Here is a 3,764-nt window from a genome sequence, read left to right on the forward strand (position 1 = left end):
CGCATCGACGAGGGCCTGCGCATCGCGCGCCAGCTGCTGCTGGAGATCAACCGCCTGGGCATGCCGGCGGGCAGCGAGTTCCTCGACGTGATCTCGCCGCAGTACATCGGCGACCTGATCGCCTGGGGTGCCATCGGTGCCCGCACGACGGAGAGCCAGGTCCACCGTGAACTCGCCTCGGGCATCTCCGCGCCGATCGGTTTCAAGAACGGCACGGACGGTAACCTGCGCATTGCCACGGATGCCATCCAGGCCGCCGCCCGCCCGCACCACTTCCTGTCGGTCCACAAGAATGGCCAGGTCGCCATCGTCGAGACCAAGGGAAACCCCGACTGCCACGTCATCCTGCGCGGCGGCAAGGTGCCCAACTACGACGCGGCCAGCGTGGCCGCCGCGGTGCGCGACCTCGACGCCGCGAAGCTGCCGACCCCGCTCATGGTGGACTGCAGCCATGCCAACAGCAGCAAGCAGCACGAGCGCCAGGTCGTGGTCGCCCGTGACATCGCCGACCAGATCGCGGGCGGCAGCCGCCAGATCTTCGGTGTGATGGTGGAAAGCCACCTCCAGGCGGGGGCGCAGAAGTTCAGCGCCGGCAAGGACGATCCGTCCAAGCTCGAATACGGCCGCAGCATCACCGACGCCTGCATCGGCTGGGATGATTCAGAGCAAGTTCTGGCGATCCTCGACCAGGCGGTGAAGGCCAGGCGCGGCTGAGCGCGCTAGGATGGCAACGGTCGCGCGGACCCTGAGCGGCCGCACTTTGGAGGACGCCCCATGCACCACGAGATGACCGTTTCCTTCGGCCCGGACCGCGAGTTCCGCGTCGCGGTCGAGTCTTCGATGCGCCCGGAGGACGCGCGGCACTGGCTGGATGAGCAGTTCATCGCGTTCGACTGCGAGCCGCAGCGGGCCTCGGGCAAGGTGCTCGTGGCCGACAAGCTGCTGGCGATTGCCGAAGCGGCCGGCCCGAAAGGCTTTTCGGCCGGGGACGCCTGGACGATGCGATTTGCCGCGGCGGCCGGTGCAGCCACAGCCCGTGCCACGCTGTACATCGACGTGGCCGGGCGAACGCTCAGTTTCTGAGCGCGCCGGGCTGCTGCGTCATTCGGCGCTGCGCAGCAGGCGCTCGCTGCGCCAATAGACGTCATCGCCCCCCAGTCCGTCCAGATTGGCGCGGTTCAGCACCCGCGCCAGCACGAACAGCAGGTCTGACAGCCGGTTCAGGTACTGGCGCGGTGCCGCATTGACCGCTCCTGGATCCTGCGCGGTCAAGGTCACCACGGCCCGTTCGGCCCGGCGTGCGATCGTGCGGGCCACATGGGCCAGTGCGGCGCTGCGGGTACCGGCTGGCAGGATGAACTCCTGCAGGCGCGGCAGCGTGGCGTTGTGTGCCGCGAGCGCCTCGTCCAGCCGCAGCACGGCGTCGTCCTTGAGCAGGGTGTAGCCGGGAATGCACAGCTCGCCGCCCAGGTTGAACAGCTCGTGCTGGACCACCACCAGCAGTTCGCGCACGTCACCGGGCAGTGGCTCGGCCAGCAGCACGCCGAGTTGCGAGTTGAGTTCGTCCACGTCGCCCATCGCCGAGATGCGCAGGTGGTCCTTGGGCACGCGGGTGCCGTCGCCGAGGCCGGTGGTGCCGTCGTCGCCGGTGCGGGTGCTGATCTGAGTGAGTCGATGTCCCATGCCGACATCGTACTGCCCTGTCTCCTGCCGCCGGTTGCAACCGGCACAATACCGCCACACACGAACAGTCTCCACATGACCACCATCCACGACCTGAACGACGCCGAAATTGGCGAACTCGACGACCTGCTCGCCGCCATTCCCCAGCCGCTGGACGCGCTGGACGTGGTGATGCTGGACGGTTACCTCTGCGGTGTGCTGTCACAGCCGGTCGCCGTCGACATCGCCGACTGGCTGCCGCCGGCCTGCGACTGGAACCTGGGCGAGGGCGGCCAGGTCCTGACGCCCGACACCCCGGGATGGCATGCGGCCAAGCACGAGCGCCTGATGGCCCTGGTCCAGCGCCGCCACGACGCCATCCACCGCGCGATGGTCGAGGATGAATGGTTCGACCCCGTCGTCATGCAGCCGCTGGACGACAACGACCAGCCCTTGACCGGCCGCGCCGAGATCGAAGGTGCATTGGCTCCCTGGGTGACGGGATTCGAGCATGCGCTGAACCACTTTCCTGCACTGGAGGAACTGGGCCATGCCGATCTGTCCGATCTGCTGGCCTGCCTGCGGCGGCACCTGCCGGACCAGACCGAGGATGAGCAGGCTTACACCAAGGCGCTTGACCAGGAGCAGCCACTCAAGTCACTCGATGCCGCCATCGAGGACCTGGTTTCCACCGTCATCGATCTGGCCGCGATCGGTCGGACGCAGCGCCTGAAGGTGTCGACCGTGCGCCGTGGCATGCCCAAGGTAGGGCGCAACGAGCCGTGTCCCTGTGGCAGCGGCCGCAAGTTCAAGCTGTGCCATGGGCGCGATCCAAGTTGACTTGTGTCAGCGGCAGCCTGAATGCGTTCTGACAGACTTGGGACCGTTCCTCTGAAGGAGACCCCGTCATGAAGATCCTGGTTGCCGTTGATGGAAGCGAATTCACCCGTCGGATGGTGGCCTACTGGGCCGCACACGACGAATGGCTCGGGTCGCAGCACACCTATACCGTGCTCACGGTGGTCTCGCCGATTCCGCCGCGGGCGGCGGCGGTGCTCGACCGCGAGTTGCTGCATGCGTACTATGCGGACGAAGGTGAAAAGGTGTTTCACCCGATCCGAGCCTTCCTGGACAAGCAGGGACTCAAGGCGACCTTCCTGAGCAAGACGGGCCACGTCGCCGACACCATCGGCAAGACAGCGACCGAAGGGCACTTCGATCTGCTGATGATGGGCTCGCATGGGCACTCCGAACTGGGCAATCTGGTGCTCGGCTCGGTGGCCACACGGGTGATGGCGCACTGCAAGACGCCCGTGCTGCTGGTGCGCTGAAGCGGCGCGCCAGCGGTTGGATCAACGTTTGGCGGAGGGCGCCTTGGCTGGTGCGGGATGGGCCGCTGGGGGGGGCGTGGACTCGCTCTTGGGGTCCATGCTCATGTCCAGGCCGAAGGCGGTGCCGTAGTCGGCGAAGTCTTCTGCCTTGCGTCGTGCCGCGGCACGACGGGACCGGCCTGCGAACCAGGTTGACCAGTGGAACCAGCTGCTCAGAGTGCGTCGTTCGGCCATCATTGTCATTCTCCCGCTGCCGGCCCGGGTGCCCTCATCCACCGTGCCTCTCCCGGAGGGTTCAGGCCATCTTGCGGGCCGCCGTGGTCATTCACGTTGCGGGCCGGCCCGTCCCGCATCGACGCGCAAACGCGCTTGCGTGTGCCGCAGCGAGTGCGCGAGAACCGGGAAACCTGTAGCTCTTGCGACACAGTGTAGCGATCGGTCCGTGACATCCAGCGGCATATAACCCCTCTTGCCACTGCGGGTGTGCAGGATGTCCGCATTGCTGCAGCGAATCAGCGACATGAACGATTCCGACCGCCTGTGGCCAGCGCAGTCCGGTGTGTCAGGCGGGCGAGCGCAGGAGGTAGACCAAGGGGATGGTGCGAAGCGCTCTTGATGGCCCGTGATGCCCGGCATGTTTTTTCAATTTTTTCGTCAGGCGACGATCACGGGGATTGAGTTGGTGTTGTGTGGTGATGCGATCAAGATCACGGCAAATCCGCGCATGCACGCATTACGACCTTCTGGGAATGAATTTGTGATGAATTACCA

The 3,764-nt window shown here is 66.1% G+C and carries 5 protein-coding genes; 4 read left to right on the forward strand and 1 reads right to left on the reverse strand.

Translation table 11 applies throughout. The features are described 5' to 3' along the window. Both AB3X43_RS03100 and AB3X43_RS03105 read left to right on the forward strand, forming a co-directional pair. A partial coding sequence (locus AB3X43_RS03100) for a 3-deoxy-7-phosphoheptulonate synthase (RefSeq protein ID WP_369428423.1) occupies positions 1–714 on the forward strand: 714 nt, incomplete at its 5' end. A gap of 60 nt (positions 715–774) precedes the next feature. Further along, entirely contained in the window at positions 775–1,083 is a 309-nt protein-coding gene (locus tag AB3X43_RS03105; RefSeq protein ID WP_369428424.1) for a hypothetical protein, read from the forward strand. 18 nt (positions 1,084–1,101) lie between these two features. On the opposite strand, the gene AB3X43_RS03110 is transcribed toward AB3X43_RS03105, so the two are convergent. Then, on the reverse strand, positions 1,102–1,683 hold the full coding sequence (locus AB3X43_RS03110; RefSeq protein WP_369428425.1) for a cob(I)yrinic acid a,c-diamide adenosyltransferase: 582 nt from the start codon (positions 1,681–1,683) through the stop codon (positions 1,102–1,104). A 75-nt stretch (positions 1,684–1,758) separates the two neighbouring features. On the opposite strand from AB3X43_RS03110, the gene AB3X43_RS03115 reads away from it, so the two are divergent. Further along, positions 1,759–2,502 carry a UPF0149 family protein gene (locus AB3X43_RS03115; protein WP_369428426.1) on the forward strand — a complete coding sequence of 248 codons (744 nt, stop codon included), beginning with the start codon at positions 1,759–1,761 and terminating at the stop codon, positions 2,500–2,502. 68 nt (positions 2,503–2,570) lie between these two features. Beyond that, entirely contained in the window at positions 2,571–2,993 is a 423-nt protein-coding gene (locus AB3X43_RS03120; protein WP_369428427.1) for a universal stress protein, read from the forward strand. Positions 2,994–3,764 lie beyond the last annotated feature (771 nt).

It is taken from the genome of Sphaerotilus sp. (assembly GCF_041083715.1).
Lineage (GTDB): Bacteria > Pseudomonadota > Gammaproteobacteria > Burkholderiales > Burkholderiaceae_C > Sphaerotilus.

Coding starts and splice junctions, on each gene's coding strand:
- AB3X43_RS03105 (WP_369428424.1), top strand. CDS start 775: ATGCACCACGAGATGACCGTTTCCTTCGGCCCGGACCGCGAGTTCCGC.
- AB3X43_RS03110 (WP_369428425.1), bottom strand. CDS start 1,683: ATGGGACATCGACTCACTCAGATCAGCACCCGCACCGGCGACGACGGC.
- AB3X43_RS03115 (WP_369428426.1), top strand. CDS start 1,759: ATGACCACCATCCACGACCTGAACGACGCCGAAATTGGCGAACTCGAC.
- AB3X43_RS03120 (WP_369428427.1), top strand. CDS start 2,571: ATGAAGATCCTGGTTGCCGTTGATGGAAGCGAATTCACCCGTCGGATG.